We start from the raw sequence: 25481 nt of genomic DNA, 5'->3' as shown, positions 1-25481 counted from the left end.
TGTTAAAAAGGCGCCTATCGCGGCTGGGATGCCGGTGTTCTTCTGTCGCCCCGCGGTCCCGCGCCCCTCACGAAAAAGCCCCCCGAGCGACACCGGCTGACTGACCGGCAACAGGTCAGGACCGTAGGGGGCTGTTGCGACGAAAGAGGTCAGGAGCCCCAACAAAACGGCGCAGTGCAACCCGAAGCAGCAGCAAGCAGACGAACAGACCCAACACCCCGCCAATGATCAGATTGAGCCCAAACCAGACCGAGAAGTTGGGATTAGCAAAGCCCAAGTCGATCTGCGTCAGGAAAGCCGTATTAATGAACGTGGCAAGCATTCCGACCCCCATCAGCGCCCGCCAGTCCGACCGGCTCGCGGCCTTTGAATAGACACACACACCCAAGGCGCGGAATGTTTCGAACGCAAAGAAACTGGATGTAGTGAAGGAGAAGAACATCAAGGTTAGCTCTTCGGGCGAAAGGGCAAAGTAACGGCCCAATATCAGCACCTGCGCCGCCACACCCGGGGCCAGAAAAAAGATGGCCTTCCATCGGAACAACCATGTTGCGACCACCCGGACACCATGCGTCAGCGCCACGAGGCTGATGACCTGAGCAAAGGCGAAATACTTTCCGGCGACAGCGGCCTGAACGGGCATCAGCCCCCAGAACATCACAACAAACACGAAGAGATATAGCCCGGAGATCAAGATCGCCAGGAACGCAGCTTGAGAGACGCGCATATTACCCCACTTGTTCGTTATCTCACCGTGACGCACACTGGAGATAACTGAAAAACGCACTTCTACCGAGCGTTGTTTCACAAACCACCCAAGTTATCAATTCACAAGAAACAAACTATTTTACGAGAGCAGCACGATAGACGCATTGCATCACGAAGATGCCGTTCTTCGATGAAAATATGTGCAAAAGCTGGAACACGAGACCGCCCCGTCGGGAACACCGACACGGCCGAAGTCTCACAGCGGAACACGCATCAACGATCAGGAGCGCGTGACGCAGCGAAGCTCACCGCTCAGGGACGTACAGGGGGAGAGATCTCCCCTCAGCGCGCCGGAGGAGGAAGGGCCGACGAACAAAGCGGCAATTCAAGGCAGCTGACCGTGCACCACGCCATCAAAGGTCATGGGGGCTGCGGCGGTCCAAGATGCCCGATACGATACGATGCGTTCAGGCGGGCGGCCTTGCCGGAAAAAAGGCGTCATCCGCGACTTCATACAGACCGGTCTTTTTCCCAAGCGCATTTTTGATAATTCCGCGCTCCAACAGACGTTTGAGATTCCGATAGAAGGTCGGGTTCGACATCCTCCCGCACAAAAGATGCTTCTTGATATCAGAGCTCAGGAACGCGCTTTTCTTCGCGTCGGTCACCGATGTGATGGCATAGATCAGCGCCCGCTCATCCTCGGAAAGGGTGTCCAGCCCCAGATCCTGCTCCATCGAGGTGATCAACTCATAGAGCTTGGCCAGGTGAAAAATGCTATCGTTTATCAAAGCTGACCGTCCTCCTAGAGTTCAAGCGGTGACACCAATGTCCGACACGACATCCAAGTCGTGATTTGCAAACGGAACCGACGCCACCGACACAAGTTTCGGGACCTTGTCACATAATAGACGCGTTAACGGTTTTCAAGCAAGGCGCGTTTCCGGTCTAAGGCCCGCGTCCCGCAGTGAGCGCCCCGCGTGAGCCACACGCCAAGGATCTGAGCGCACCAGCGCCACTCTAGGCGCCTCCGCGGCAAAATTCCCCCATAACGTGTATAAAATTCCCTAAAACCCCACAGGGGAGAGGGATGGGTTGCCAGACGTCGGTGAGGCCAATAGTATCACTTTGACACTGCGATTCGGCCCAAAAGCATCTTATATGAACACCCACACCCCTTGATCAACATCAATCCAAAACCTTTAACCAACATGATTGTCCCCTTAAAATAACCAGTTACGAGACAATCTGGCCAACCAGACCCGTTCGACCAACACTCGAACGGATGTCTCTCAATTCGGATTTCATTGCACATCCCATGTCGAGATTATTTTTTCAAAGCGTTGCTGAGTTCTGGGGGGCAGGCGCACTTAGCCTTCTGGCCTCAGTTGTCATCGTCTCGACCCGCGATTTGCATCTGTCGCGGACGTCGCGCGGCCATGCCAAGCTAGAAGTGCAAAGCGTCCATACGGCCCCGACGCCGCGCGTCGGTGGTATCGCGCTGATGTTTGGCATGCTTGCCGCAGCAGTCTTGGCCCCTCCGGAATCGTCCAGATACCTCTGGATGCTCCTGTGCTCCTGCATTCCGGTGTTCAGCGCTGGTTTGATGGAAGATCTCAATGTCGGCGCCAGCCCGCGCACACGTCTGTTTGCCGCCATGGCCAGCAGCGCACTGATGATCCTGTTGACCGGGTATCACATTCCCACGCTCGGAATACCAGCCTTGGACGGGATCATGCGGTATTGGCCCGTCGGCGTCCTGTTCACGGTCTTCGCCACGGCAGGTGTTTCCCACGCCTTTAACCTGGTCGACGGGTTGAACGGGCTTGCCATGAGCATCGGAATCGTCGCGGCCTGCGCGCTCGGGATGATCGCCGTCAACATGGGCGACCAGTTGACGGCCACCATCGCGGCCGCGCTGGTTCTCTGCGTGGCGGGTGTCCTTGTCTTGAACTATCCACTGGGACGATTGTTTCTGGGCGATGCCGGGGCCTATACACTGGGTCACCTGATCGCCTGGATCGCCGTCCTGTTGATGGCGCGCAATCCCGAAGTGTCACCCTGGGCAGTGCTGATGGCCGCGTTCTGGCCGGTGATGGATACCGGCGCGGCCGTCTTGCGGCGCCTCATCAACCGGACGCCGGCAAGTGCGCCAGACCGCATGCATTTTCATCATGTGGTGATGCGGGTCATCCGGGCGAACCTGCCGGCGGGGCAACGCCTTGTCGTGGCGAACTCGCTTGCGACCGCAGTTATGGTCCCGCTCTTCGTCGCGCCGGGTATTATCGCGGTACTGACCGCGACGAATAACCTTTGGGCGTTTCTGGCCTTCTCCCTTTATGTGCTGGTGTATATTTCGGTGCGAGGGGGCTTGGTCAGAAGCTTCCGCGCGATCAACCGCCGTCTGACCATTTTGCGCCATGCGCTGGCCCCCTCTCACTAACCGCACGCGCGCACCCAGCAGCCACGGTTACTTACCCCATCTGGCCAAACCGCTCTGGCGGCGTGACGGTCACCGTGCCGCCCGCCCCGTCGTCCACCTCAACGGGTGTCCTGTCATACACTGCATCATACAGCGCTGTCATCGCCGCGTCCGCGAACAGGGTGGCATAGACGTCATCTGGCGTATCCGGTCCGGTGCAGGGGGACTGGGCGAGGATGGTCACGCCGGGGATGCCCGTCCAGTCAGCGACACGATCCGAAAGGATGCGGAGATAGACCAGCCCGGCAGCGCCAGAGAAGGCCACGGGCGTCCGGTCAAACCCGATGATCACCGGTGGGCTGGCCTCCAAGTCCAGATGCTGCGGCGCATTCGCCGCGAAATAGGTGATCAGGTCAGGCACAGAAGCGATGTGCAAGATGGCATCAACGCGGGGGATCATGATGTGGCCTCTTCAATACCGGTATCGCCGATGTCTGTTGCCCACATGCGGAACGACTTGATCGTGCCCATGAAGGTCGGGGCCAATTTGAGATCGACGCTAGTGAGATCAGGAAGCGCAGTGGCTGATGTGTTTTCCGTAAACGCTGCTCCGTCAACAGCTCCGTTAACCGCATTCGCAGTGAATCGCCCTGCAATAGAGAACGAAATATCTACTCCAGGTGAGAAGTAGTTGTCGGAAGACGCGGTGGCGTAAGCTGTCCCACCAACTCGGTTAAATACTTGGAGATACCCAGTTGCGGAGCCGTACGTTGAGATCCTTGCGGTAAGCTCATTTCCAGTGTCTTTCTGCCATTCGGAAAGCACCACCGTAGAAAAGGACAAGCTATTATCCGCATAGGACATCCGCCCTTCCATCGCGATACTCATGGCAACCGCAGAGTAGGGCAGCTTTGCCGCCGGGATGGTCACGCTGTCGGCAGCGCGGGTAACCGTTGAGCCATTGGTGGGGATGTAGGACGATGGGGTGGAGCCGACTTCGAGTTGAGCGCCCCAAACCAGTAGCGTTGCGCTATCTGACGTTCCATAAGTGCCCCGAAGAATGAGTTGAAGGCCATCTGAGCCACTTGCCGGTACTGTATTCAGCGTAAATCGTTGCCATTCAGTCGTAACGTTGCACACCATATACTCGCTAGTGGACGTTAACGATTTCAATGCAACTTGAGCTGTTCCGCTGATAGTACTTAGCCAAACAGATTTTTCGACCGCCCCGCCGGGGGTTGAAGCCAGATTAGACCCAATGACGCTATAGCTGTCGCCCGCTGCTCCAACGCCTTTGTCGAATATGATCTGGTCCGCTGTGGTTGTGCCATCAGGCGCTACACCAGCATTTGATGTTAGTATGGGATTTGCACCAGTTCCGGAGCTTCCAACACCCCAGCTTGCATCAGTGAAATCCTCAGAGTGCGGGATCAGGTTCGTCCGACTTTCCTCGACCAACAGCCCCAGCGCCTCATGCGTCACCGGGTCATGGTCAAAGCGGGGCTCATCAATGGCTGCGGTCTGCATCGTGCCGGTGCTGTCGATATAGGTGGCCGTGCTGGCGCGGGTGAAGGATACGAGGTCGGGGAAAGCACCCGGCGCATAGCGACCCGCCGCAAAGTCCAAGACCAATGCGGCCGGCGTGATCCCTCGGCGCGGTCGCCACGGCCGTCCGCACAGGGACATATCGGCGACCAGCTTCATGCCAGGACCATCGCATGAATGCCGCTTGCCGTGGTTCCGGTCAGATTCACCCGGCGTACACCGACCGGCAACATCGAGAAATCAGCGACGTATACGTTTCGGCTTTGCCCCGCGACGGTTTCGATCGAAAGGCTGCCACCAATCTCGACATACAGCGCCACGGCCACCTCATCGAGGTCGGTGCTGTCAGAGGGGGTAACAGGACGGATGTCGGTTGCAGGGCCGGACAAGGCGTGCGCGCGCCCAACGAAGGGATTGGACATTCTGAATCTCCTGACTTGGCTTGAACTTGCGGCAGGCTGCCGCCCAAGTCTCAAGAAACCCTGAGCACAGCGCGCGCCGCGGCAGGCCCGCGCAACACCAGAGCCTTCGGCCCTGATTGTCCCCGCCCTTTTCGGGATGCGGGTCAGCCTGAAAAAGGGCATCACACGATCCCGTGAAGATAACTAGACGACCGGTCTATTATAGATTAGGTCACAGAAATGAACGAACCAACAAAATCAGATCTGACACGGCGCAAGATCCTTGAAGCAGGTCGCGACCTTGTGCGTCGGCAAGGTTTCGGCGGCGTTGGTATTGCGCGCATTCTCAGTGCAAGCGGAGTTCCCAAGGGCTCGTTTTACTATTATTTCCCCTCCAAGGAAGCCTTCGGTCAGGCCCTACTGCTTGACTATGTCACGGACTATCTCGCCCGTTTCGATGCGCTCACCACCACCTCGCTGACCGCCGGAGAGAAGCTGAATCGCTTCTGGGCCGCATGGCTGACCCAAGCCGATTCCGAGGGGATCGCCAGCAAGTGCCTTGTGGTCAAACTCGCCGCTGAAATCGCCGATCTATCGGATGAAATGCGCGAAGTTCTTGATCAGGGCGTGTGCCAGTTGGTCGCGCGTATCGCCGAACTTTTAAGGGAAGGCGGGGCTGACGCCTCTGTGCGCAAATTCGTCGACCCGGATGCCACGGCCCAGATGCTTTATGCAAAATGGCTGGGCGCCGCAATTCTGGCAAAGCTGTCGCGCGACGACCTCCCCCTCAGACGGGCGCTGACAGAAACGATCACCCACCTATCCCCTGACCCAAAAGACTAAAAGGAAACCAACAGATGCTGGCTGCAATCCACGATACATTCGGTGAACCCTCTGACGTCCTGACCGCCCGCGACACCACGACCCCCAAACCCGCCGCGGGCGAAGTTCTTGTCAAGATGGTCCTGTCCCCGATCCACAATCACGATCTTTGGACCATTCGCGGCAACTACGGCTACAAACCTGACCTGCCGGGCGCCATTGGCGGCACAGAAGCTTTGGGTGTCATCGAAGCGGTCGGCACGGATGTCGATGCCGCGATGATCGGAAAACGCGTCACGATCGCCGGGGTACACGGCACCTGGGCCGAATACTTCGTCGCGCCCGCCAATGGCGTGTTGCCGCTGCCTGATGCGATCTCGGACGTTGCGGGCGCGCAGCTGATCGCCATGCCCTTCAGCGCGCTGTCGCTGCTGGAGACCCTGAAGGCGAAGAAAGGCGACTGGATCATTCAGACCGCCGCCAATGGCGCCGTCGGCAAGATCATGGCGACCCTCGCCAAGGCGCGGGGCATCCCCCTGTTAAGCCTCGTGCGCCGAGCAGGCGCGGTGCAAGAGTTGCTGGATCTCGGGATCGAGAACGTCCTTTCCACCTCTGATACCGGCTGGAAGCAGGCGGCGCGCGATCTGATTGGCGATGCGGGCGCGGTTTCCGCGATCGATTCGGTCGGCGGGGATGTCTCGGCTGATCTTGTCGACCTGCTGGGACTGGATGGCGAGCTTGTCATCTTTGGTACGGCAACCGGCGCACCGATGCCATTGTCTTCGGGGCCGCTGATCATGAAACACATCACGATCAAGGGGTTCTGGGGCTCGCGCGTCAGTCAGGAGATGACGCCGGACCAGCGCAAACGGCTGATCACCGAACTGGTGACACTTACCGCCAAGGGCGAGCTCGTGCTCACGGATGGGGGCGTCTACCCGATCAAAGAGATTGCCGGCGCCCTTCAGGCCGCCTTGACTCCGGGACGTTCCGGCAAGGTTATGCTGCGCGGCTAATCTTGCGTCGCAGAGAAACAGGCCCGCCTTCGGGCTGGTCCTTTCCGGCCTCTGGCGATCGTTCAGGGGCCGGATTTCAAGTCCAAGCTCGACCACGGTGGATATGCCCCACGACAAGACCGTCAAACCCAGCGTGGCCCCCGCCGCGCCCGTGGGGTGATCCGCGCGATATTTGGCCTCTCGACACGCCTGCGGCCTTGTCCGCACAGGATTCGCCGCCTATTCAGGCCCCGACTCAACAATAGATTTTCAACAAGACTTTAAGGAGAGAGAGCCATGGCTCTGGACAGAAGAAATGCGATGAAGCTTGGCGGCGCGGCTGTTCTTGCGGCGGCTCTGCCCCGGATTGCGGCGGCTGACTTTGCCCCCCGCCCCGCCGGCTGGCGCCGCTTTGAAATCAGCACCCGGGTCGAACTGTCGCGCGACGGCGCCATGGCGCAGGTCTGGGTTCCGGTCCCCTCCGTCACCGAAGGAGATTGGATGCAGGCCGGGGACACGCAGTGGACCTCGAACGCCGATGAAGTCACGCTGAAGACCGACGCCACCGGGGCCCGCTTCGTCCATGCTGTCTGGTCGAAGGGCGAAGGCGCAGCCACCCTTGATGTTACATCTGCCGCCTCTACACAGAACCGCGCGGTCGACCTGACCGCGTCCAACCCAGCGCAAACGCTTTCGCCGGAAGAGCGGGCGCGGTTTACCGCACCGACCAAGCTGGTCCCGACCGATGGAATCGTCCGCGACACGGCGGAAGAGATCACCGCCGGAGCCGCGAGCGACCTTGAAAAGGCCCGCCGCATCTATGACTGGGTTGTCGATAGCACCGAACGGAACCCCGCCACACGCGGTTGCGGGCTTGGCGATGTCGCCTCGATGCTCACCATGGGGGACCTGACCGGCAAATGTGCCGATCTGAACACCCTCTATGTCGGCCTTGCCCGCGCGGTCGGGCTGCCGGCCCGCGACGTCTATGGGGTGCGGGTTGCCCCTTCTGCCTTCGGCTACAAGAGCCTTGGCGCGGGATCGCCCAATATCACGAAGGCCCAGCACTGTCGGGCCGACGTTTTCCTTGACGGCTTTGGCTGGGTCCCGGTTGATCCTGCCGACGTGCGCAAGGTCGTGCTGGAAGAGCCGCCGAAAACGCTGACGTTGCAATCCCCCAAGGTCAAGGACGCGCGCCGTACCCTTTTCGGCGCGTGGGAAGGGAACTGGATTGCCTATAACGTCGCGCATGACGTGATCCTGCCCGGTGCCACCGGCGGCGAACTGCCGTTCCTGATGTATCCGCAAGCCGAGGTTGGCGGTGAACGGCGCGACGAGCTCGACCCGGGCAGCTTTGCCTATACGATCACCACACGCGAACTTTCCGCCTAAAGACGTTACAGCGCACTGGGCCGGTCTTCCAACACTGGGAAGATCGGCCCAGTGCCATAGGCTCAGCCAAGCGAATGCAACTTAAACGGTTGCAACGGCTTCCAACTTGGCGTTCGAAAACGCCCCCAGACAAGCCTCGATCTCCGAACGCGTCTGGTACAGGCAGGCCGCGGTCGACAGCGCATCGGCAAGCGCTGCAGATCCAGCAGAAACGGTGATCTCGCGCCAGGTGCTGCGGGTTGGCTGGCCAGTGCGCGGATCCAGAATGTGACCCACCTGCCCGCCCGCGTCAAACGTCGTGCCAAGCGGCGCCGAAGTGGCAAGCGCACGCGTGACAAGGGGCACTTCACCGCCAGCGGCCAGTTTGACCTGCCACGCACCACCCTCGGGCCGCCCTCCGATGGCGCGAAACTCGCCCGTGTCGATCAGGATATTGCTCAGCCCCTCGGCGGTCAGCAGTTTGGCCACGCTGTCGGCGATGTATCCCTGCGCAATCCCGTTCAGCGTCATCGCCATGCCCGGCCGCATCGCGATGGCACCGGTATCGAGCGACACATGCGTCCAGCCGGTCAAGGCGCGGGCTGCTTCCAGAGTGCGTTGCTCCGGCATCATGTCGCGCGCGGACGCCTCGGCATAGGTGGCCCAAAGCGGCTGGATGGTGGGGTCGAACCGGCCATCGCTGGCACGGTGAACCGCCCCTGCAAGCGACAGACAGTCCAGCAAATCAAACGGCGGATCTTGCAAAGTGCCGGTCCGGTTCAACTGCGACAGCGCACTGTCCGGGCGGTAAAGACTGAAGACGTCCTCAAGCCGCGAGATTTCGGCGGCGACACGCGCGCTGATCGCCTTGGCCTCGGGATGGGCCAGACGCAGCGTGGCGCGCGCACCAAGGGCTGCACCCTGCCAGGTATAAATCGGATCAGCACGGCCCATGCCCGGAACGGCCAAGGCGGCGGCGCTGATCGCAAGGAAACGGCGGCGATTTGTCATGCTCTTACTCTCCAGATATGCGCGACAGCGCGCGCAAGCGATTTTCAAATTCGGATTCGGTCGTGTCGCCGTCCAGGGCAACGGGAGCCAGAACGGCACTGTCCGGTATCTCGTCCAGACCCATGATCTGCCCACCGTTGAGGTCGGCAAAGCGGGCGGCTTTCTCAGGGTCGGAAAACGGCACGATTTCAGGTGCCCCCATGCCCCCGACGACGCGACTTCCGACAACATAGATGGCATCCTTGGCGGCGATCCAATTGGTCGCACCGGGGGAGTCCCATGTGGCGTCGGGCGCCCCCATGTCACTGACCCAGACGGCAAGGATGTCGTGGCTCTGCTCGGGCATCCGCATATAGGCCACCACATCGCGCACCTGACTGAAGAACAGCGGCGCCCCCGGCAACCCGGCCAGATGTGCCTGTGCCTTGGGGCCATCATGTTCAAGCAGACCCATCTGACAGTAATGACCAACGGCATCCCGGCTCAGCGGGGCGGCGGCGGTTTCCTGCGCCGTCTCGTCCTTGCAGGCTGTCAGCACCAGCAGCAGCAGGGGGATCAGGACGAACTTCATGGCTCGACCCTGCGAAAGGTCAGCGCCGCCAGCCCCAACGACAGCAGAGGCCAGACCAGTATGGACGACAGGGATTGCCACAAGGGAATGGCGTTGGCCGCACCGCCGACGCCCGAGGCGGCCGCCGTGGCCTGCGCGGCGGTCAGGTTGAACAGACGAAAGGCATCCGCCGGGTTGGCAAGCAAGGCAGCGGGAAAAACATGGGTCGTGAAGGCTCCGCCATTGTCGAGCACAACCGCCGCCAGCAGACCCAGATCGTACAATACGACCAGACCAAGCCACAGCCCGATGGCCAGACCCGCCGCCCCCGAAACGCCGCGCGCCAGTGACGACAGCGCATAGCCGATCCCCAGAAACGTCGCGCCCAGCAAGACCGAGGTCCATGTCAGCCGCCAGAGCGCGCCCAGCCCCGACACGGCCGCAGGATCGGACACGATCGTGACAACCGCCGCCGCGCCATAACCGGCAATGATCGCGACGACCAGAATGGCCGTATGCGCCAAAAGCTTGCCGGCCAGAACTTCCCAACGGGCCACCGGATAGGTCAAAAGCAGCGGCAACGTCCCACGCTCGACCTCGCCCGCGACAGCGTCAAACGACATCAAGAGCGCCACTAGGGGCACCAGATAGACCGATAGCGAGGTCAGCGAGGCCACGACAACCGACAATCGATCAGCGCCCAACGCCCCGGTCGGCGCCGATCCGGCCGCCGACAGTACGAGGGAAAAGACCACCATCAGAAGCACGGCGATCAGCACCCAGCGGTTGCGCCGGGCAATGTGCAGTTCCGTGACTGCCGTGGCGAGGATGCGCTTGATCATTGGCCATCCCTCCGGCTGAAATAGCTATAGATGTCCTCAAGACTGGGCGGGATGACGTCAAGGTCCGCAACCTTGGACCGCAGCGCCGAGATGCGGGCGAGCGTGGCCAGCTTCTCGTCTTGTGCGCAGGTCAGGTGCAGACCGCCATTGACGCGGATCGCATCGGGCAGCGCCGCCAGAATGTCGGGTTCATAGCCATTGAGCGCAGTGACATGCATGGCCACCGGCAGCGCCGCCTCGCGCCGCAATTCGGGCAATGTCCCGGAAGCCACCAGTCGACCACCAGACAGGATCAGCAAACGGTCGGTGCGCGCCTCGACTTCGGTCAGGGCATGGCTCGACAGCAGGATCGCCGCACCATCTGCGGCCAGCTTGTCCAGAAGCTCATAGAAATCGCGCCGCGATACGGGATCAAGCCCGCTGGTCGGCTCATCCAGCACCAAAAGGTTGGGATGCCCGATCAGAGCCTGAGCAAGACCGACGCGCTGGCGCATACCCTTGGAATAGGTGCCAATCCGACGCCGCGCCGCAAAGGCCAGCCCGACGCGATCCAGCAGGTCCATCGCGCCTGCCGGGTCGACATGGCGCAAACGCATGTAATAGCTGATCTGCTCGACCCCGGTCAGGGCAGAGTGGAAGGTCGCGTTTTCAGGGAGATAGGCAACCTGCGCGCGCGCGCCCGCCTGCCCCGGCGCCGAGCCACAGACCGCAATCTCGCCCCCGTCCGGCGCGATCAGGCCCAGGATCACCTTCATCAGGGTGGATTTGCCCGCACCATTATGGCCCAGCAGCGCCACACGCTCGCCCGGGTCCACCCGCAGCGAGACGTCGGACAGCGCCCGCACGGGGCCAAAGGCCTTAGTGAGATGTGAAATCGTCAACGTCGATGTCATCAAGACCACTTTCATTCCGTCTGGCGACCGCTTCGGCCTCCATCACGGTGTATTCGGATGGGACCGCAATCGTCGGTGCGGTCATAAGGGGGGCGCTGTCCACCACGCCGCCGGGCAATGTCGCCGGAAAGCTGGCTTGCGCCCAGCGGATCAACTGCACCGCGGGGGCCCCGGTCAGCAAGGATGCGGCCGGTTGCGACCACAGGATGTGATCCATCAGGTCATTGGGGCGAAAGGGACTGTCGGCGATCCCGTCGCCATCCAGATCAAACCCGGGATGGTCCGACCAGTAATTGCCACGCCCCTCAAAGCTCCATTCGACATCGCGGGTTCCGACGTATTTCACCTGCGTCCGGTTGCCGATGAAGGCATTTCCGGTCAGCGCGTTGCGTTCGGACCCGGCGGTGAAATGGATACCGATATTGCAGCCCTCAAAACGGTTGCCATAGATCAGGTTCTTGTGGGCGTTGTAGATGAAGGTGCAACGGTTCGCCCCGCCGCGCACCAGATTTCCGGACACATCGGCGTTGTTGGCATAGTTCAGCATCACGCCGTGGCTGATGTCGGACAGGCTCAGATTATCCTTCACGACCACCTTGTTGGAGAACATGATCGCATATCCAAGGTGGTTGCCGATGGACACGTTGCCCGAGACTTCGGAGTCATTTGTGTACATATAGTGCACGGCAAAGCGCAGATCGCGGAACAAGTTGTTGCGATAGGTGCCGGTGCGGGATGCGTTGGAAAAGATCCCGTCGCGGCCCCAGCGGACAGAGTTGCCCTCGACCAAAGTTCCCGGCGCGTTCCAGACATAGATCCCGTTGCCACGATCATTCATGCGCGGGTTGCGCGTACCTTCGATGATATTGTCCCGGACCTGCGCATCCCGCCCGCCATGCACGTCGACGCCGTGCAGATTGCCAAGCAGGCGGTTGTCTTCGACCACCGCGCGGTCGGCTTTCTTGAGGATCTTGATACCGGCGTCCAGCGCCGCACTGTCCATCCCCGATCCGGTGACGGTCATCCCCCTGACGGCAACGTCAGGCGCATCGATCGTCACGACGGTGCCGGCCCCCAATCCGTCGATCAGGGCCGCGCCGCCGCCGGTCAGCGTCAGCGGTCGGTCGATCACCACGCCGCCTTCATAGCGGCCGGGTTCAAGTTTCAGCACATCGCCGGGGCTGGCCCCGGCGATGGCTTTGGCAAGGCTCCCCGTCCCCGGCAGCACCTGAACCTCCGCTGCCCAAAGGGGCAGCGCGGTCAGCAGTGACAGCACAAGGATCAGGGAGCGCAACATGGCTTAGCTTGCCTTCGGCTCGACAAACATCCGGCCCCGCATTTCCATGTGGAGTGCGTGGCAGAACCACTGGCAGTAGTACCAGTAGACACCCGGCCGCGACGCGATAAAGGTGACCGAGGACGTGGCTTGCGGCGCGACCTCCATCGCGACGGCATGGTTCCCCATGGTAAACCCGTGGGTCAGGTCGTCGATGTCATCAAGGTTGGTGACATAGACCGTCACCTCGTCATCCTGCTGGACCGTAAAGGACTCGAGCGAGAACTGCGGCGCATTGCTGGACATGTAGACCCGCACCTTTTTGCCGTCGCGAATGACGGTGTCCTGCCAGTCATCCAGATCGATACCATCCGCTTCGGCCTGTTTGCGCGCATCGGCCCACATCCGGTCGTTGCGATCCCAAACAGAGACCGGTTTCACCTTGCTGGGATCGACGATGATTGCATCATGCGGCTCGGCAAAGGTCGGGCCCTCATGGATCAGGGTCATCTTGTCGCCGTCAATCGCGAACAGCTGTTCGTTCTCGGGCTTCAGCGGGCCAACGTTGAGGAACCGATCCTTGGAGAACTTGTTCATCGACAGATAGTACTTGCCGCTGGCCTCCAACGTTTCCCCCATCACGGTCGAGTTGTGGCCGGGCTGGTAATGGACGTCCTGCTTGGTGATGATCGGATCCACATCCTCGCCATTGAAAAGCTGAACCGCCTTTTCGATGTTCCACTTGACCACCTGACTGTCGAGGAACAGCGTGGTGAACGCGTTGCCCTCACCGTCGAAACAGGTGTGAAGCGGCCCAAGCCCCAGCTCCGGTTCAGCAACCACGACGCTGCGCGGATCTGCATCCTCGTTGAACACCGCATCCAGCTTGCGCACGTCGATCACCGAAACCGTGGGCGACAGTTTGCCCGCGATGCACAGGTGGATCTTGTCCGGCGCCATGTTGCAGCCATGCGGGTTGTTCGGGATCGGGATATAGCGGGTGTATTTCTTGTTCTGACCCTTGCGACCGTCCAGAACCTTGACACCGTTCAGTTCCTGAAAGTCGCCATTCTCGATGCCCTTTTCGATCTCTGCAATGTTGAAGACGACAACATGGTCCATATCATACTCGGTCATATCGGCCAGATTCATGCCCATTTCCGAGTTGTAGGAGGTCGAGAAGGCGTATTTGCCCTCATAGTCGCAATCGGTGTTGTCGAGGTTACCGCTTACCATCACCTGCCATGCGACTTTCATCTCGTCGGCATCCACGGCGGTGTAGAAGTTCACATACTTCTCCGGCTCGTCCAAGATCTTGCCGTCGTTGATCATCGGCACCTCGTCTTCGCCATTACAGAAGACATAGTTGGTGCGTGGCCATCTCTGCGGGCGCAGACCGTGGATCGCCTTGGCGTTGGGGATCTCGATGATCTTGTCGCATTTCATCACATCACAGCGCACGCGGGCGACACGGGTGTTGGCCTTGTCATTCATGAACATGAAGCGACCGTCATAGGTGCCTTCGGTGAAGGACATGTGCGGGTGGTGCAAATCGCCGTTGGGCGGGAATTCGTGGCCATTCGCGGCCAGATATTCCTTGGTCTCGGGCAGAAGGCCCTCGGTCAGGATCTTCTTGGATTCATTGGTGATCCCCCAGCCGGTGGCCGAGCATGTGTTGAACACCGGAATACGCATCAACTCGCGCATGGACGGGATCCCCAGAATGCGCATTTCGCCGCATTGGCCGGACGACCAGAAGCCATAGTACTCGTCAAGCTGGCCCGGGCCGACTTCGGCACCTGTGGCAGCACGCGCACTTGTGGTGCCCGCCAGCGTGGCGGCCCCAACAACGGCGGACCCGGTCAGCAACGCGCGCGAGCCAAAGGCCCCGGCAAGCGCGGCACCCCCGGCGGTCGCGCCCAACAGATTGCGGCGTGAGATCGGCATTTTCTTTCCCTCAGACATCATATTTCCTTTCAGGCTGCGGTTTAGGTTTTGCGTAGGTTCGGATGCCCCGAAATGTCGCGCGAAAGATCAGGGGCGGCGCCAACATTGGCGCGCCGCTTCAGCTTCTTGATGACAACCGGGCAGGTGGTGGTGGACTGATAAAGCACCTGACAATGCAGGCAGTTGATGCATTCGTTCGGGTTGATTTCCCCGGTCGGGTGGATCGCCTGCACCGGACATTGATGCGCGCAGGTCTGACAGGGGTTGCCGCATTCATGATACCGCTTCAGCCAGTCAAACATCCGCAGCCGCGCCGGAATGGCCAGCGCAGCGCCCAGCGGGCACAGATAGCGGCAGAAAAAGCGTTCGACGAACAGCCCGGCGATCAGCAGGGCGGCAACATAGGCCACGAACGGCCAAGCACGCACGAAGTTGAGGATGATCGCCGTCTTGAACGGCTCGACTTCGGCCAGATGCTCGGCCTGCTCGATGCTGGTCAGCGACACCCCGAAGAGGCCAAGAAAAATCATGTACTTCAACGGCCACAGGCGTTCATGCAGCCCCCATGGCAGGGTCCATTGCGGGATGTGCAGCGCCTTGGCCACCCGGTTCAACAGTTCCTGCAGCGCACCGAACGGACACAGCCAGCCACAATAGGCCCCGCGCCCCCAGAACAGCAGCGCCGCCGCGACCGAGAACCACAGGATGAAGGTCAGCGGGTCCAGCAGGAAGGCCTGCCAACTGAACCCCGACATGAACGAGCCGAACAGCGCCATCAGGTTGACGACAGACAGCTGCGCCTTGGCGTACCAGCCCAGATAGACCAGCGTGACGGTCAGGAACCCGATGCGGAACCAGAAGAAGGCGCGCTCATTCCGGGTTGCGAAGGACTGGAAGAAGAAGACCCCGGTCAGCAGGGTCAGCAAGACCCCCAACACGATGATCTCGGTCGTCTTGCCGGCCCAGATCCGCTTCCACAGCGCCTGATGCGCGTCGGCCTCGGATTGCGAGGTCACCTCTGCGACGCCTTCGGGCAGGTCTGCCACTGGCAGCGGCGCAACGGAGCGTTGGTATTTGTCCGGCAACCGATAGCCCAGATCGAAGGTGGTAAAGACCTTTTCGATCGCGCCCACATCCCGGTGCACCAAAAGCTGGATTCGAAACGGCTGGGTCGGGTCAAAGTTGCTGTCGGCGGGGATCTTGAACAGGTCCGCCTCATTGAACACCGGCGCGCCGCTAGCGGCGACGGTGTTGATGCGCTTGTGCATCCGGTCCCGGAACCGGACCGAAACATCGTGCTGAATCAGGACGATCCGGTCAAAGATGCCCCCCCGCACATAACCTGACCCCTTGAAGGAATAGAGCCCGCGGCCGAAGATCGCGACCGCCTGATCGCCGTCTTCCAACCAAGCGTCCAGATTTTTAGCTTCCGCATCCCCCAGCAGCGCCCGCGCGATTCCGGGCTGGGATACAAGCGCGGCCTGCATTTCGATGAATGTCGTTTCGGGGGCCTCGGTCAGCGCGCGCTTGGCGGCGCGCGGGTCGTCCATTGCGGCGAAGGCCGCGTTGATCTGCCCCACGTCCAACGACAGACGGCGCAGGGTTCCGTCCCCCTCAAGCGTCATCCAACCGGGGGCGGCCTTTGCATCGGGGTCTATCTCGAACTGCGGTCCGGTTCCCGCCTCTTCGACCACCAGACCGCCGAGCCCAAGCTGGCGCGCAACCTTGATCCCGGCCCGGATGATGGAGTCGTCGATCACCATGATCGTGACGGTCGCGCCGGAAATGATATCGAGTTGGTGCGCGGTGCCGCCCTGTTCAGCCTCGGCCACAAGGTCCAGCCCCCGGTATCCGGCCACCAGCGCCTTTATCTTTTTGTCGGGAATCCCGATCAGCACGATCGGTTCAGAGTGTTTGACCAGTTGCACCCCGATCACCTGCGCGGCGTCGTCCACGGCAACCATTGTATGGATGGGTTTGCCGGAATAGCCGGTGGTCGAGACGAAATCCGAGGTGACGAAGGCCCAGCCAATGCGCTCCCCGCCCTTAAGGATCTGCACTACGGGAAGATCCGCGTGGATCTCACCAAAGGCATCGGCCCCTTCGACCAGGTCTGTGACCTGAACCTTGGGCAATAGCGTGGACAGCACAGACTGCGCCGCTGCCGGAAGCCCACTCAGGAGCATCACGGTGACAAAGGTCACGATTTTAAGGAGGGTTTGGGGGGTCTTCATGCGTTGGCGTCCTTGAGGAAGGGTCGCCCACCGCTGTCTGTTTTAGTGCCATCGACGGCATGATCCGACGTGATCAGGCCCCGCATGGTCAGCACTGGAAGGGGCTGCACCGGGGGGCCACGCGGCAAAGGGCGGGCAAATGAGTTTGGACAGATAAGACTGCTGCGCGCGGTGACGTCCATCGACACGTCAAGCAGCACAGCGGGTAAATGCAGGTAGAAAGAGTCGTCCAGCCGGGCCTCTGGGCTGTGGCAACAGGTCAGACACCGCTGACAGTCCGTCGTCGGTGCAACCGGGGCCCCGTTGGCGTCGAATCGCAGTATTTCGACACCGCCATCAGCGCAAATCTCCATTGAAAAGACGGCGCCATTGGTCCCCATCCCTGCCATCGCCATCGGGCCAGACAGGGTTAGGCAGACCATAAGCAGCAGTCTGGACAAAAGAGCGTACGCATTGAGCATTTCGGGAAATTATCAGAGCTTGTGGCGCCAGTATTGATCCAGATCAACGAGGTTTGTCACGACCCTCGATAAGCGCACAAATCGCAAAATATTTCCTTTGCCCGCCAAGCGTTTGCCCCCTAGCTTTGGGAAGACGGAAATGTTTTTGACCAAGAATCATCGCGGAATTTTCTTCACGATTCTGTGCAGGATTCTGTGCAAGTTGCGAAGGGCACGATACGATTACTGGCTGGACGCAGAACCGCCTGTTCCATCGATACCATACAGTTCCCAATGGTGAGGCCGCTCCGGGTCTGACGTGTTGCCGGTTTGGGTTTCAGAAAGCGGCCGCGATCCATCGCGCTGCCCCCCGGTTTCCCCGAATCCGGTCGATCTGCTCCTCCAGTTCGCTTTCAACAAAGCAGGCACCAAAGGAACAGAAACTCGGATTTGGTGCGGTTTCGGCGCATCTCTCCAAAAGGCTTCGACCCTTCAGCACTGATCCAGCAGGGCACGGGCCATGTCTGGATCGAAACAGGGGGGCGCGCGCGCGATCCCTTCAAGACCACAGCCAGCGCGGGAACAGGAAAGGCCAGAAATACTTACAGACACCCCCGCACCAGTTCGGAAAAAGTGGTCGAGGTGGCAATCCTCAGCCGATAATCAGCCCCGGGAACACCGCAACCAGGGTGAGCACGATCAGCATCACCGCGACATAGGGGAGCGCCCCGGCAAAGATCGATTCCAGCGATGTGCGGCTATCGCCAAGCGTGGAATGCACCGTGAAGATCGAGATTCCGAAGGGCGGGGTCAGCAAGCCGACTTCGACCGCGATGACGGTGATGATGCCGAACTGGATCAGATCGAACCCAAGCCCCTGCGCGATCGGCGCCGCGATCGGCACGACGATCAACAGGATCGAGCTGCTGTCTAGAATCATACCAAGCAGCAAGACAAGGACCACATAGACAATCAGGAAGCCCACCGCGCCGAATCCGCTGTTCTGCACGAAACTTCCAATTGCGGATGGAATGCCTGCGACCGCCAACATCTGGCTGTAGAAGCTTGCCGCGACAAGCAGGGCCAGGATCCCGACCGAAATAGACCCGGTCTGGGTCAACACTTGCCACCACTTGCGCAGATCCAGACTGCGGCGCAACAAGGCAACGACGAGGGCCGCAAAGGCGCCAACGCCTCCGGCCTCTGTCGGGGTGAAAAAGCCACTATAGAGCCCGCCCAGCACGAAGAAGACCAGCACGACAATGGGCATCAGCTTGCGGACGATCTCTGACATCGGCATGGCGGGGGGCAGATCCTGCACATGCTGCTTTTGCTCAAGATAGTCTTTCGTGAACACGAACCCCGGCGCGAATTTCGCCACCAGCACGATCCACAGGACAAACCCGCCCGCAAGCAGCACGCCGGGGATCAGCCCGGCGATGAACATGCGCCCGATCGATTGCTCGGCCAGCACGCCATAGATGATCAGCAACAGGCTGGGCGGGATCAACATGCCCAGCACCGAACTGCCAGCCACCGTGCCCGCCGAAAACGAGGGGCGATATCCGTGCCGCGTCATCTCGGGCACCGCGACCTTGGTGAACACCGCCGCCGAGGCAATCGACACGCCGGTGACGGCCGCAAAGACCGTATTGGCCGCGACCGTGGCGATCCCCAGCCCGCCCAGCAGCCGACGCAAAAGCGCCTCTGCCACATCGAAGGTGTCTTTGCCGACGTTCGAAATGCTGACCAGATGCCCCATCAGGACAAACAACGGGATTGTGGCGAACAGGTAATTCGCAACCCCGTTATAGGAAGCCATCGACATCAGACGCATCGACAGGTCGAAATTTCCCCGGATCAGCCAGACCCCGGCAAAGGCCACGGCCATCAGGGCGACGGCAATGCGCAGCCCCAACAGGACCAGAACGAACAAGACGGCGATCAAAATCAGGCCGATGGAAATGTTGCTCATCTCAATGGCCCTTTTCGGAATGTGTCAGAGCCACGCTCTCGAGCGCGACCGCGAGAAAGGCAAGGCTGGTTGCACCGGCCCCCAGCACCACCAACAGGTGGAACGGCAAGGTCGGCAGGGTCCAGACCCCGCGCACGCCAAAGAATTCGGAGGACACCCAGGCTTCATGCGTGTCCGGCCAGGCGGCGATCGCCACCAGGGCAAACAGCACGGCACCCACCAGTGCAAACAGGGTATCCAGCAGATGCACCAGCCAAGGCGCGTGCCTCCGCAAGCCGCGCACCAGAAAATCGGCCCGGATCAGAGACCCGTTCAGCGCCGCTGCGGGGAGCATCAGGAAAACGATCGCGACCACGCTGCGGCCGGCGATTTCGGCCACGCCCATAATGGGCATGGCCAAGAAATTGCGGCCGATCACATCGGCGACAATCAACAGCATGATGGCAAAGATCCACAGGGTTCCAACCGCGGCCACAGTGTTCAGCATGACTTGAAACCCCCGTTTCAAGGGGCCCGGTTGTCGCTTGAAAGCCATAGCTTGTTGCATGTCATTTCCCGTTTGGCGAAGTGGAACTTTGTGGGGCTCTGGGTCAGATTTCTGCGGACCAATCACGCGCCGGGGTGATCCCGCGTGCTTTCAACTCGTCGAAATAGGCCTTCAGCACGGTCGCCGCCGCAGGGCCATTCGCGTCCAGCCACGGTTTGGCGACATTGGGCAGGGTCGCGGCCCATCTTTCGCGCTCGACCTGCGCCATTTCCGAAACCTGAAGACCCGCCGCGACCATTTCCGTCATCGCGTTGGTGGAGCGTTCCGTCACATAATCCCCGTGGCTGCGTGACGTGATCCGTCCCGCTTCGCGCAGGGCGGTCTGAACCTCGGCCGGCAGGCGATCATGGAACCGTTTGTTCACGGCGATCCCGCCGAAATACATCGACCCGAACCCGACGCGAGTAAGATGTGGCGCAACCTCATACACCCGGGTTGGCTGAATGCCGCTGGCAAACGAAAGCGTGCCCTCGGAGACCCCGGTCTGGATGTCGGTGTAATAGGTCGTGAGCGCGCCGTTGACCGGGGTACAGCCGGTATCGAGCAACCAGTTGGCCGAGGTGCCCGGCGCATTGAGGCGACGGTTCTTCACATCGTCGACCGAAGCAATCGGAAAGTTCGAATAGACGTCATAGCTGTCAGTTACCAGTGACGACAGATGCACCATGTTCTGCGCGGTCCATCCCTCGCGCAATTCCGGCAATTCGTCGGTCAGCTTGTCAAAGATATCAATGACCACGTTGTGGTCCGGGTTCGCAAACGGGGTGAAATAGGTGACGTTCTGCAGTGGCATGGCAGAGCCTTCCCAGACCGTGCCGACCATGCCGATATCGACGATCCCGTCCCGCACTGCGGTGCGCGTATCCTTGAACTTGTACAGCGTACCGCCATAGTTCTCGGACCATGTCACGGCATAGTTGCCACCGGCATCCGCCAGCAGGCGCTCCAACGCCGGCTGCAATGCATTCTGCATGGCATAAACCCAGATATTGTTGGTCGGATGGCTGGAGCCGATCTGGATGTTGATGGTTTCCGCCGCGATCAGACGGGTGTTCAAAAACGGCGTCGCAAGCGCAGCCGAAGATGCGGCCAAAAAGGCCCGGCGTGTTGATTTCATGGTTTCCTCCCTTAGAAATCCCGCGTCCTGCGCGGACAGGTCTTGTCGTGTTATTGCGCTCAAGCGGTCGGTGCGGTTTCCTCACAGGTCAGAGCGGTGTTGAAATTGGCAAAGAATTCGCCCGTAAGCTTCTGCGCGGTGGCCTTGATCAGACGGTTCCCCAACGCGGCCAGTTTCCCCCCCACGGCCACATCTGCGGTATAGTCCAGCACGGTTTGCGCGCCCTGCGGGGTCAGCGTCACACGGGCCGCCCCCTTGGCAAAGCCGGCGATCCCGCCGGAGCCTTTGCCCGACAGGGTGCAGGAGAGTCCGGGCGCGATATCGCTCAATTCGACATCGCCCTTGAACCGCGCGGAAACCGGCCCGATCTTGAGCTTGACCACGGCGGAAAAACTGGTGTCGCTGGTCTGTTCAAGGCTTTCGCACCCCGGAATGGCCTGTTCCAAGACCGCGCGATCAAACAGGGCCGACCAGACCTGATCCGGTGTGGCGGCAAGGGTTTGGCTGCCATTGAGTTCCATGATCCTTGTCCTTTCTTCGGCCCGGCTCACACATGACCAAGGGCGGTCAATATGCGCAGCGGAGTCATTGGTGTTTGAGAAATGCGCGCCCCCATTGGGCGCAACGCGTCATTCACGGCATTCATGGCGGCGGCCCCGGCGGCGGCGGTGCCGGCCTCGCCCACGCCTTTGGCCCCAAGGATGGTATCCAGTGTCGGGGTTTCGATATGGGCGATCTCGATATCCGGCATCTCACCGGCCATCGGCACCAGATAATCCGCCAAGGACGCATTGGTCATCTGGCCCATGTCGTCATACATGCATTCTTCGAAGAACGCCGGTCCCAGGCCCTGAACCACACCACCGCGGATCTGCTCATCGACCAGCAACGGGTTGATGATACGGCCACAATCCTCGACCACCCAATGTTTCAACAAACGTGTCACGCCGGTTTCGATGTCGACCTCAACATGACTGGCCTGAATCCCATTGGTAAAGTCGAACGGATAGCCGGTGGGCGCGAAATGCTGCACCGCCGTCAGGGAATTGTCACACCCCTCGGGCAGCGTATCCGGGCGGTAGGTCGCTATGCGCCCGATCTCTGCCAGCGTGATCCGTTCTTTGCCTGTCGCCTTGTCAACCACGGTGCCCCCGGCCAGCGCGAGCGTTGCAGGCTCGGCTTGCAGGACCGCACCGGCGATGGCCAGGATCTGCGCCTGCAACCTGCGACCGGCGCGCAATGCAGTTTCGCCACCGATCCCCGCCCCGCGACAGGCCCAGGTTGCGCCGCCACTCGGGGTCGTATCGGTGTCTCCGGTGGTCACTTTGACCTGATCGGGCGTCACGCCCAACTGATCCGCGACGACCTGCGCAATGATGGTTTCGGTGCCCTGCCCCTGTTCCGTCACCGAGATTGCACAGTGCACTTCGCCCGAAGGCGTCAGCCGGACAATCGCGCCATCCTGCGCCGAAACCCTCGCGCCGCCGACGCCATAGAAGGCGGCACCGGGGTTGGTGATTTCGACAAAGGACGCGATGCCGATACCGCGATAGATACCCTGTTTGCGCAGCTCGGCCTGTTCTGCACGCAGGGCGTCATACCCCATGATCTCACGCAGTTTCGCCAGCGCCGCATGATGCGACAGCTTTTCAAACTGATACCCGGTGGCCGAGACATGGGGATAGGCATCATCCGCCACCAGATTGCGCTGCCGGATCTCAATCGGGTCCAGATCCAGCTGTTCGGCGGCGCGATCGACCAGCGCTTCGGTCACCGCGCAAGCAATCGGGTGGCCCACGGCGCGATACTGGCTGGTCTGTACCTTGTTCTGGAAAACGACCGAAAGACGGCCACGATAGTCGGGCATCGTATAGGGCGCGCCCATCAGGCGGATCACCTGATTGCCCTCGGCCACGCTGGTCCGGGGATAGGTCGAAATGGCGCCAATCTGGGTCATGTCGTCGACGTCCATCGCCAGGATGGTGCCCTGCGCATCCATCGCCATCCGGGCGCTGACACGATGGTCGCGGGCGTGGACATCGGAAACAAAGCTTTCCAACCGGTCCGCCACGAACCGAACCGGTCGCCCCAGCTTCAGGCTGGCCGCCACCACCGCCATCTCTTCGTTATAGACATGCAGCTTCATGCCGAACGAGCCGCCGACATCGGGTGCGATCACGCGCACCTTGTTATCGGGCAGGCCAAACTGGTGGGCATAGACATCCTGAAACTGATACGGGGTCTGGGTGCCGTGATGGACGGTCAGCTGACCGGTCGACGGATCAAAATCGGCAACGACGGCGCGTGGCTCCAGCGTTACGGCGGTATGGCGACCAAAGGTAAAGCTGTCTTCAACCACATGGGCCGCGTTGGCAAAGGCCTCGTCCAGCCCGGGGGTTTCCAGCACCGTGCGGAAACACAGATTGCTGTCGATCCCCTCCGAGACCAGCGGAGTGCCCTCGACCAGCGCCGCATCGCCATCAACGACTGCCTCTTCGTCTTCGATATCCAGCAAGACCAGCTCGCAAGCGTCTTCGGCCTCGGCGCGGCTGTGCGCCAAGATCATCGCCACGGGGTGGCCGGCCCAAAGAACCTGCCCCTCGGCCAGCATGTTCTGCGGCGCGCTTTTCATGCCGGCGAAATGGTCAAGCGTGCCGGTCCACGGCGCACATATCGGGTTCAGGGTCTCGGCGGTAAACACCCGCACCACACCGGGCGCTTCGGCGGCGGCACTCACGTCGAGCTCGACGATCTTTCCCTTGGCCATCGGGCTACGGACAAAGGCGGCATGCACCATGCGCGGCAGGGCAAGATCCGTGACGAACCGCCCGCGTCCCGCCAGATGACGCAAAGCGTTCTCGCGCCGGTGCGATTGCCCGATATGATCGGTACTGGTCATCACTGCGCGCCTTTCGCTTTGTTCAGGCGATGGTCTGCGGCGGCCGAGATTGCATCGACGATCGCCTCATACCCGGTGCAACGGCAATAATTCCCGGACAGGGCATCACGGATCTCATCGCGCGAAGGGTCAGAATTGCCCGCCAACAAGGCGTAGGCCGACATCAACATGCCATTGGTGCAGAACCCGCATTGCAAGGCGTTGCGGTCGTGGAACGTCTCTTGCAGATCTTTGATCAGGCCGCTGTCATTCAAACCTTCGATGGTCTCGACCTTCTGGCCATCTGCCTGCACGGCAAGCACCAGACAGGCGTGGACCGCAACACCGTCCAGCATCACAAGGCAGGCACCGCAGGCGCCCATTTCGCAGCCCAGATGCGTGCCCGTCAGCCGCAGATTATCCCGCAAAAGGTCGGCAAGACTGGTGCGCGGTTCGACGGTTTCGCGCACCGCCTCGCCATTCACGGTCAATGTGATGTCAGCCTTCATGCCACCGCCTCCAGGTTTGCCAGAACGCGCCCCAGCAGCACGCGCGCCAGATGCAGGCGCATGCTGGCGGGGAACTGGGGGTCGTCGGGAGGATCGAGATCATCTTCAAGCGCGGCTTGCGCGTCAGCGATCGCATCGGCGTCGATCATGCGGCCCGTCAATGCGGCCTGCGCCTTGCGCGCCCGAACGGGGTGGTTGCCTACCGAGAATAGCGCGATACTGACATCCTCAAGACCGCTGCCCCTCGAAACCGCCTGAACCGCAGCGCCAACCATTGCATAGTCCCCGCGCCTGCGGGCGATCTCGTCAAAGCCGATCACCTGCCCCGCCACCGGGCTGGGCACATGGATCGCTTGCAAGACCTCTCCCGGTTCGATCGCGGTTTCGTAGATATCGACAAAGAAATCATCGGCGGGCACACGGCGAATCCCCTGCGACGAGGCGATTTCAAGCTCGGCCCGCATGGCGACGGCTGCGGCAGGAAATTCCGATGCCGGATCCGCATGTGCCAGGCTGCCACCCAGGGTTCCGCGATTGCGGATGGCCGGGTGCGCCACAAAAGGCGCTGCGGCGGTGAACAACGGGGCATGCGCCGCGATCAACGGATCCTTCAGGGCCTGAACATGCCGGGTCATGGCGCCAATACGCAGCCAACCGTCGTGCAGTGAAATACCAGACAGTGCCGCGATATTTGAAAGGTCGATCAGCAGCGCCGGCGCTTGCAGGCGCAAGGCCAGCGACGGCACAACACTGTGCCCGCCCGACAGGTAAACCGCGTCACCATCAGCCTCCGCATAGGCCGACATCGCGTCAGCGACGCTCTCGGCCCGCACATACTCAAACGCCGGTGACTTCATCGGTTTCCTCCCCCTCCAATCCAGCCCCCCGCTGAATTAGTAACCATTTGGTCATTTTTGATAGACAGGCGACACGCCCTCCGTCAAGAAAAAAGTGACCACTTGGTCATTTCGTCAAACGGGGCTATCCTGACCCAAACA

Annotated in this window: 23 protein-coding genes; 4 read left to right on the top strand and 19 right to left on the bottom strand. The window is 60.9% G+C overall.

Going from position 1 to position 25481, the window contains the following annotated elements:
• Window positions 1-115 precede the first annotated feature (115 nt).
• On the bottom strand, window positions 116-808 hold the full coding sequence (locus E1B25_RS11160; protein WP_132829286.1) for a hypothetical protein: 693 nt from the start codon (window positions 806-808) through the stop codon (window positions 116-118).
• 367 nt (window positions 809-1175) lie between these two features.
• Window positions 1176-1499, bottom strand: a complete 324-nt coding sequence (locus E1B25_RS11155) for a hypothetical protein (protein ID WP_132829284.1) — start codon at window positions 1497-1499, stop codon at window positions 1176-1178.
• A gap of 527 nt (window positions 1500-2026) precedes the next feature.
• Here E1B25_RS11155 and E1B25_RS11150 point away from each other — a divergent pair.
• Complete coding sequence (locus tag E1B25_RS11150) at window positions 2027-3151, top strand: MraY family glycosyltransferase (protein ID WP_165937606.1); 1125 nt, start codon at window positions 2027-2029, stop codon at window positions 3149-3151.
• A 31-nt stretch (window positions 3152-3182) separates the two neighbouring features.
• Here E1B25_RS11150 and E1B25_RS11145 read toward each other — a convergent pair whose 3' ends face one another.
• Genes E1B25_RS11145 through E1B25_RS11135 form a run of 3 tightly spaced genes read right to left on the bottom strand, consistent with a single transcriptional unit; the run spans window position 3183 to window position 5097 of the window.
• On the bottom strand, window positions 3183-3551 hold the full coding sequence (locus E1B25_RS11145; RefSeq protein WP_165937605.1) for a hypothetical protein: 369 nt from the start codon (window positions 3549-3551) through the stop codon (window positions 3183-3185).
• A gap of 35 nt (window positions 3552-3586) precedes the next feature.
• Complete coding sequence (locus E1B25_RS11140) at window positions 3587-4834, bottom strand: phage head spike fiber domain-containing protein (protein ID WP_132829279.1); 1248 nt, start codon at window positions 4832-4834, stop codon at window positions 3587-3589.
• The gene (locus tag E1B25_RS11135) at window positions 4831-5097 is read right to left on the bottom strand and encodes a spike base protein, RCAP_Rcc01079 family (protein ID WP_132829277.1); all 267 of its coding nucleotides are present in this window, start codon (window positions 5095-5097) and stop codon (window positions 4831-4833) included. The genes E1B25_RS11140 and E1B25_RS11135 overlap by 4 nt, the downstream gene beginning before the upstream one ends.
• Window positions 5098-5316: 219 nt before the next feature.
• Here E1B25_RS11135 and E1B25_RS11130 point away from each other — a divergent pair, with 219 nt between their 5' ends.
• The 3 genes from E1B25_RS11130 to E1B25_RS11120 all read left to right on the top strand — a co-directional run bounded on the left by E1B25_RS11130 (window position 5317) and on the right by E1B25_RS11120 (window position 8285).
• Window positions 5317-5919 (top strand): TetR/AcrR family transcriptional regulator, encoded by a 603-nt coding sequence (locus E1B25_RS11130; RefSeq protein ID WP_132829275.1) that lies wholly within the window; start codon window positions 5317-5319, stop codon window positions 5917-5919.
• A gap of 14 nt (window positions 5920-5933) precedes the next feature.
• A complete protein-coding gene (locus E1B25_RS11125) occupies window positions 5934-6914 on the top strand; it encodes a zinc-binding dehydrogenase (protein WP_132829274.1) in 981 nt (326 codons plus the stop codon).
• Window positions 6915-7190: 276 nt separating this feature from the next.
• Window positions 7191-8285 (top strand): transglutaminase-like domain-containing protein, encoded by a 1095-nt coding sequence (locus tag E1B25_RS11120; protein ID WP_132829272.1) that lies wholly within the window; start codon window positions 7191-7193, stop codon window positions 8283-8285.
• Between the two features lie 81 nt (window positions 8286-8366).
• On the opposite strand, the gene E1B25_RS11115 is transcribed toward E1B25_RS11120, so the two are convergent.
• The 14 genes from E1B25_RS11115 to E1B25_RS11050 form a co-directional block, all read right to left on the bottom strand.
• Window positions 8367-9275, bottom strand: coding sequence for an FAD:protein FMN transferase (locus E1B25_RS11115; protein ID WP_132829270.1), 909 nt, complete (start codon window positions 9273-9275; stop codon window positions 8367-8369).
• Window positions 9276-9279: 4 nt separating this feature from the next.
• A complete protein-coding gene (locus E1B25_RS11110) occupies window positions 9280-9846 on the bottom strand; it encodes a nitrous oxide reductase accessory protein NosL (protein WP_132829268.1) in 567 nt (188 codons plus the stop codon).
• Window positions 9843-10667, bottom strand: coding sequence for an ABC transporter permease (locus E1B25_RS11105; RefSeq protein ID WP_132829266.1), 825 nt, complete (start codon window positions 10665-10667; stop codon window positions 9843-9845). The genes E1B25_RS11110 and E1B25_RS11105 overlap by 4 nt, the downstream gene beginning before the upstream one ends.
• The gene (locus E1B25_RS11100; RefSeq protein ID WP_132829265.1) at window positions 10664-11560 is read right to left on the bottom strand and encodes an ABC transporter ATP-binding protein; all 897 of its coding nucleotides are present in this window, start codon (window positions 11558-11560) and stop codon (window positions 10664-10666) included. The genes E1B25_RS11105 and E1B25_RS11100 overlap by 4 nt, the downstream gene beginning before the upstream one ends.
• On the bottom strand, window positions 11526-12857 hold the full coding sequence (locus E1B25_RS11095) for a nitrous oxide reductase family maturation protein NosD (RefSeq protein WP_132829263.1): 1332 nt from the start codon (window positions 12855-12857) through the stop codon (window positions 11526-11528). Before E1B25_RS11095 ends, E1B25_RS11100 begins: the two co-directional genes overlap by 35 nt.
• Before the next feature lie 3 nt (window positions 12858-12860).
• Window positions 12861-14804 carry a TAT-dependent nitrous-oxide reductase gene (nosZ, locus tag E1B25_RS11090; RefSeq protein WP_425358931.1) on the bottom strand — a complete coding sequence of 648 codons (1944 nt, stop codon included), beginning with the start codon at window positions 14802-14804 and terminating at the stop codon, window positions 12861-12863.
• Between the two features lie 20 nt (window positions 14805-14824).
• Complete coding sequence (locus E1B25_RS11085) at window positions 14825-17017, bottom strand: NosR/NirI family protein (RefSeq protein WP_132829260.1); 2193 nt, start codon at window positions 17015-17017, stop codon at window positions 14825-14827.
• A 1092-nt stretch (window positions 17018-18109) separates the two neighbouring features.
• Complete coding sequence (locus tag E1B25_RS11080; protein WP_132829258.1) at window positions 18110-19432, bottom strand: TRAP transporter large permease; 1323 nt, start codon at window positions 19430-19432, stop codon at window positions 18110-18112.
• Window position 19433: 1 nt separating this feature from the next.
• Window positions 19434-19919, bottom strand: coding sequence for a TRAP transporter small permease subunit (locus tag E1B25_RS11075; RefSeq protein ID WP_245510687.1), 486 nt, complete (start codon window positions 19917-19919; stop codon window positions 19434-19436).
• A gap of 103 nt (window positions 19920-20022) precedes the next feature.
• Window positions 20023-21096 (bottom strand): C4-dicarboxylate TRAP transporter substrate-binding protein, encoded by a 1074-nt coding sequence (locus tag E1B25_RS11070; RefSeq protein WP_132829255.1) that lies wholly within the window; start codon window positions 21094-21096, stop codon window positions 20023-20025.
• 59 nt (window positions 21097-21155) lie between these two features.
• A complete protein-coding gene (locus E1B25_RS11065; RefSeq protein WP_132829253.1) occupies window positions 21156-21617 on the bottom strand; it encodes an SRPBCC family protein in 462 nt (153 codons plus the stop codon).
• Window positions 21618-21643: 26 nt separating this feature from the next.
• A complete protein-coding gene (locus E1B25_RS11060) occupies window positions 21644-23995 on the bottom strand; it encodes a xanthine dehydrogenase family protein molybdopterin-binding subunit (protein WP_132829251.1) in 2352 nt (783 codons plus the stop codon).
• Window positions 23995-24483 carry a (2Fe-2S)-binding protein gene (locus tag E1B25_RS11055; RefSeq protein ID WP_132829249.1) on the bottom strand — a complete coding sequence of 163 codons (489 nt, stop codon included), beginning with the start codon at window positions 24481-24483 and terminating at the stop codon, window positions 23995-23997. Before E1B25_RS11055 ends, E1B25_RS11060 begins: the two co-directional genes overlap by 1 nt.
• Complete coding sequence (locus E1B25_RS11050; protein WP_132829248.1) at window positions 24480-25340, bottom strand: FAD binding domain-containing protein; 861 nt, start codon at window positions 25338-25340, stop codon at window positions 24480-24482. The genes E1B25_RS11055 and E1B25_RS11050 overlap by 4 nt, the downstream gene beginning before the upstream one ends.
• Window positions 25341-25481 lie beyond the last annotated feature (141 nt).

This window comes from Antarcticimicrobium sediminis, from assembly GCF_004348975.1.
Lineage (GTDB): Bacteria > Pseudomonadota > Alphaproteobacteria > Rhodobacterales > Rhodobacteraceae > Antarcticimicrobium > Antarcticimicrobium sediminis.
The sequence above is the reverse complement of the archived record's forward strand: the minus strand, read 5'-3'. Positions and strand labels throughout refer to the sequence as shown.